We start from the raw sequence: 3862 nt of genomic DNA, 5'->3' as shown, positions 1-3862 counted from the left end.
ATCTGGATGCGTGCACGCTTATAGAGGGCCAGTCCTATGAGCGCCTGATCACGAGGGGTGGCAAGCGTCGCTGTCTCCAGCCCCCGATTAATATACAAGAGCGCTCGCTCATCCTGACAATGGTGCTGAGCAATAAAAGCAGCATGTTGATAGTACTGGCTGAGCAAGGTGATCCATCGTTCCCTTCCATGAGCAGGTGTATGTTCAACGATTGTCTCAAGTTCTCTGAGATGCCGTACAAATTGGTGGGCTACTCTCGGGGAGTACCTGTCAGGAGTACTATGGGCAGCCGCTAGCAGATCCTTATAGAGCCCATAACAGCTTTCGGCCAGGAGCTCAGAGAGAGACTCGAAGTCGTCTATATACCGTGCCGTCTCACGCTCATCGAGCACGCTTCTCCAGGTGAGGCCGAGGAGAGCAGGCGGGATGGAGAGAACTTTACAGAGAAGAATGCGTCGGTTCATGTCTGCAAGATACACCTGGCTTTCCCAGTAGGCAACTGTTTGTTTATCAACACCACAAATAACAGCGAGCGCCTCCTGAGTGTAGCCATTCCTTTTACGATAGTCAGCAATAACCTCCCCCATATGAGGCAGGCCATAGAGTCCAGGCGAGTACTTCCCGTAGCGCCAGAGCTGCTTCCCCATACTGAGACTCCCCACTTGCTACAAGGTGGCTGCCAGCAAATCTCTGCGCCCATTATAGCAGGCTGAATGAGGAATTGCAATGGCTCTGCCAAGGAGCCATTTGTGCTTCCCTAACACTTCCCAGACTTCTAGGGAGCTTTCGTCTTGGTTTCCTTGGAGAAGTTCCTTACTATTGTCCACGGTAAGACTCTGAGCTGATCCATGCCGATCAGAGAAGCAGATGATCCACCTGTCAACGCTTTGATCCAAAGGACCGGGCACCACGGCGAAAGAAAGGAGTGCGAGCCAATGGCGACCTTTCCGCAGCCACTGACTGACGTGCAGACGCTGCCTCCGTCGCCCTGCCCCCGCTGCTGCCGGCGGCAGGCCCAGCCCGAGGCAGCTGCCCTGTCTGGCCTGGCACCGACCATCTCCCTGGTTCCAGGCAGCAAGCCGGGGGCTTCTATCGAGCCATCCTCTCATCCTGACGAGAAGACGTCCATTGCTCAACGAAAGGAGCGCTGACATGGCTTTCTGGCGTCACCTGTTGGGCCGCCGCCGCCAAGGAGGGAGAATCGGAGGCGGCTCCGGAGCTGTCTTCGGAGCCGCCATTCGTTAAACTGTCACAAGCTGTGGATGGGACCCGAGCAACTCTTGACCAAGCGCTGTAATTTCTCTGGAACGCCGGTACCTCTGGCGGAGCTGCCGATATACTAAGGCTACTCTGGCGATGTTAAACTCAGACTTTAAGGGCCGTGATGCCAGCAGCGCATCCTTCGCCGCCAGTGCCGCTTCGATGGGCTCTCCCAGAGCAAGGTGGGCCTGAGCGCGTAAGGCATCCATATAGGCGAACCGGCGAGGGAGAGTAAGCGGTGTCATCTCTGCGGCTAGCTCTAGCTGCCCCAGCGCTTCTGCGTGATCTCCTATCGCGATCAGCGCCTCGGCGCTCGTCAGGTAGTACCAGTCCAGTGAACACTTTGTGAACTCATTGTCTTGGTTGACACCCAGAGAGATATCCCGGTGGCTGCTCTCCAGCAAGGAGTGTACCTGTTTTCGGTCGCATTCTGTCTGAGCCGTGTGGGCGCTGACGAGCGCGTATTCTAGTGCGACAAGTCCCCGAACCGCAGGTGTTGCCGTCCGGGCGTGTGTTAACGCACCCTCTATGAGGCTTTGTGCAGTGGAGATGCGCTCTCTGGGAGCCTCTGGGCTGGTGATAGCCTGCTCGAATTCGGCAATCCCACGCCGGTAGAGCGCGATAGCGAGGAGATCGCTACTCGGTTTCATTCCATGAGCTGCTTGTGCGCAGATAATGGCCTGATCGGCGTATTTCCTTGCCTGCTCATACTGGCACTGCTCTCTCGTGACCATCACACCGAACTGGTAGTACCTCGATAGCAAGGCAATCACTGGCATCTTGGCCTGCTCCGGTAGCTGCCTTGCTATGTCTATGAGCTGCTGGATAGAAAAGTTCAGCTGCTCCAGGTCTGCATAGCCATGCCTCGTGTAGTACCCATTAAAGTAAACTTCCAGTGTCTGCTGATACTCCGCGACGGTTCCCTTGAGCAACGTTTCACGTCTTGGCGCCCTCGGCGAGGCCAATTCGTTCACAGCTACTGGCTTCGCAGCTAAACCCTCGCTGAGTCCAAGGAGAACGGCGGGGATACCCAGTAGCTCCGCGATCACTCGTCGACGAGTGATGTCGGTGGGGACGTTGTTTGTTCGCTCCATCGTTAGCACCCAGATCCGCGATTTCGGCTTCACCTCGAACTCTCTTCCGTAGAGTTCTTTGAGCTTCGCCGCGAGAGCTTTCGCGTAGAGCTCTCCAAATTCCGACGCACTGATGCCTTTCTTCACTCGGTAAAATCGTACAACTTCGCCGCTATTCGGATAGCCGTCTTTGCCAGCACTAAACGGGCCGAACTCTCCATTTTCCCCCCACATGAACTGGGTCATGTGGCAATCTCCTTCCGCGGTCGAACAACGACACTACGAATAGTATTTTCACCAGCGTACAACGAACCATTGCCGACGTTCTTCAACGCCATCTCCCTCTGTAATATCACAACATTACAGCAGCGTGCCACTCCCAAGAGACGGTACTGGTCAGTGTGCTACACTACCGGACGGATAAGAAGAGCAGCATCTTGGCAGAACAGTCAGTCAAACAACGTAGGCCAGGTCGCATCAGCGATGCTTATGGCCAGACAAGAGGGAGGAGCAACATCTGATGGCAACTGCCGTCCAACCGCTGACGGGTTCTCTCGCACCGCAGCCCCCCTGCCCCCGCTGCTGCCGGCGGCAGGCCCAGCGAGCAGCGCCTCCCCCTCGTGTGCAGGCGCTGGCGCATCCCCTTGCCGCTGACGCTCATCCTGGAGATGACCAGCTTACCTCTGCTCATCCTGACGAGGAGATGTATAGAGATCCTGAATCTGGAAAGGAGCGCTAACATGGGGTTCTGGCATCATCTCTTCCGCAAGCGCCGCCGCGCACAGGCCCGCGCCGCCTCGTCTCCCGTCCCTGCCGGGACCACAGCGGCAGCGGCGCTATCGATTGAGACAAGAGAAAGGAGGATCATGATGGCAACCGCCGTGCAACCCGTGTTCTTCGTCCCTGACGAGCCGGGACAGCCTCGGGTCGTCCAGTCTGTTGCTGCCCGACCTTCCTGCCTGCCGGCGCCGGCGATGGCTCCCTCTGGCAGTGCACGAGTGCAAACAGCCCCTGCAGGGAGGTGAGACTCATGCCCTGGTGGCGCACTCGCCGATCAGAAGCCGACCTGCCGTCAGCTTCCCCTGCAACGGGAATGGCCACCGTGTCTGTCGATGCCGCCGGACGGAGACGAGTAGAGGACATTCCCTATCTCCTTCCCAAAGATCAAGAAGAACTCAACCGCCTGGACTATCAACACTATGTGCTGCGCCAAGTATGCCGCGGGAATGTGCTCGCCCCTGTCGCTAAGCTGCTGTGCGAGGGGGTGCCGGTGCTGGATGTGGGCACCGGCACAGGCCGCTGGGCGATGGAGGTCGCCGAGGCCTTCCCCCGCTGCCAGGTCACCGCCTTCGATCGCGAGCCGCCTCGCTCCTCGCAACCTCTGCCCCCCAGCGTGCACTTCGTGCAAGGGGACCTGCTGCAGGGGCTGCCCTTCCCCAACCAGTCCTTCGGCTATGTCCATCAGCGCCTCTTGGTTGCGGGCATTCCCCTGCAGCAGTCTCGTATACACATCTGACGCTGCCGACGAT

General features: G+C 58.0%; 5 protein-coding genes. 3 read left to right on the top strand and 2 right to left on the bottom strand.

The window, feature by feature from the left end; translation table 11 throughout:
- Positions 1-647, bottom strand: a 647-nt coding sequence (locus IRZ24_RS17835; RefSeq protein WP_297167255.1) for a helix-turn-helix transcriptional regulator, incomplete at its 3' end; no start/stop codon positions are given.
- Positions 648-935: 288 nt separating this feature from the next.
- Here IRZ24_RS17835 and IRZ24_RS17830 point away from each other — a divergent pair.
- The gene (locus IRZ24_RS17830) at positions 936-1151 is read left to right on the top strand and encodes a hypothetical protein (RefSeq protein ID WP_297167253.1); all 216 of its coding nucleotides are present in this window, start codon (positions 936-938) and stop codon (positions 1149-1151) included.
- A 90-nt stretch (positions 1152-1241) separates the two neighbouring features.
- On the opposite strand, the gene IRZ24_RS17825 is transcribed toward IRZ24_RS17830, so the two are convergent.
- Complete coding sequence (locus IRZ24_RS17825; protein ID WP_297167250.1) at positions 1242-2579, bottom strand: hypothetical protein; 1338 nt, start codon at positions 2577-2579, stop codon at positions 1242-1244.
- 494 nt (positions 2580-3073) lie between these two features.
- Here IRZ24_RS17825 and IRZ24_RS17820 point away from each other — a divergent pair, with 494 nt between their 5' ends.
- On the top strand, positions 3074-3358 hold the full coding sequence (locus IRZ24_RS17820) for a hypothetical protein (RefSeq protein ID WP_297167248.1): 285 nt from the start codon (positions 3074-3076) through the stop codon (positions 3356-3358).
- Positions 3359-3363: 5 nt separating this feature from the next.
- The gene (locus tag IRZ24_RS17815; RefSeq protein WP_297167246.1) at positions 3364-3849 is read left to right on the top strand and encodes a class I SAM-dependent methyltransferase; all 486 of its coding nucleotides are present in this window, start codon (positions 3364-3366) and stop codon (positions 3847-3849) included.
- Positions 3850-3862: the final 13 nt, after the last annotated feature.

It is taken from the genome of Thermogemmatispora sp. (assembly GCF_019683755.1).
In the GTDB taxonomy this organism is placed as follows: domain Bacteria; phylum Chloroflexota; class Ktedonobacteria; order Ktedonobacterales; family Ktedonobacteraceae; genus Thermogemmatispora.
Note: the sequence above shows the minus strand (reverse complement) of the source record. Positions and strands in the feature narration are given on the sequence as shown.

What these genes read in the sequence shown, in the direction of transcription:
- IRZ24_RS17830 (WP_297167253.1), top strand. Translation starts at nt 936, where the DNA reads ATGGCGACCTTTCCGCAGCCACTGACTGACGTGCAGACGCTGCCTCCG.
- IRZ24_RS17825 (WP_297167250.1), bottom strand. Translation starts at nt 2,579, where the DNA reads ATGACCCAGTTCATGTGGGGGGAAAATGGAGAGTTCGGCCCGTTTAGT.
- IRZ24_RS17820 (WP_297167248.1), top strand. Translation starts at nt 3,074, where the DNA reads ATGGGGTTCTGGCATCATCTCTTCCGCAAGCGCCGCCGCGCACAGGCC.
- IRZ24_RS17815 (WP_297167246.1), top strand. Translation starts at nt 3,364, where the DNA reads ATGCCCTGGTGGCGCACTCGCCGATCAGAAGCCGACCTGCCGTCAGCT.